Origin of the sequence: Campylobacter sp. US25a (assembly GCF_004379075.1) — a bacterium.
GTDB classification, from domain to species: domain Bacteria; phylum Campylobacterota; class Campylobacteria; order Campylobacterales; family Campylobacteraceae; genus Campylobacter_D; species Campylobacter_D jejuni.
Genome location: NZ_RYYM01000103.1, coordinates 1 through 403, shown reverse-complemented (window position 1 = coordinate 403; position 403 = coordinate 1). Strand labels below are relative to the sequence as shown.

Annotated in this window: 1 pseudogene; it reads right to left on the bottom strand. The window is 26.3% G+C overall.

Features of this window, described 5'->3' with window-relative positions:
• A pseudogene (locus tag ELQ12_RS10545) lies at nt 1-193 on the bottom strand (hypothetical protein); the annotation flags it as partial.
• Nucleotides 194-403: the final 210 nt, after the last annotated feature.

Here is a 403-nt window from a genome sequence, read left to right as displayed (position 1 = left end):
CAATAAGATCAGGAGTTCGGCTACATTTTTGTAAATTTTGATATATTTTGACTAAAATCTTGATTTTTTGTAGATTACTTTCAGCCTCTAAATAAGAATTTAAGTGTATTATTAGGGTTTTTATGAGTTTTTCTCTATTTTCTTTATTTTCAAAAAACTCAAGAGGACTGTGATTTATAGTTAAAATAACCAAAAGAATATACTTGAAAAATTAATAATACAAAAAACATATACTTTTTAAAAAAATAAAATTTTTCAAATATAGAAATTCAATAGAAGGAGAGAAGCTTAGTTAAAAGTTTGTTGGGTAAGCCACAAGGAGAAACTCACCCCCAAAGGGGCAAGGCTAATAAGCCTTGACAGTAATTATACAAATTAGTATAATTATAAGTATGAGTCGTGT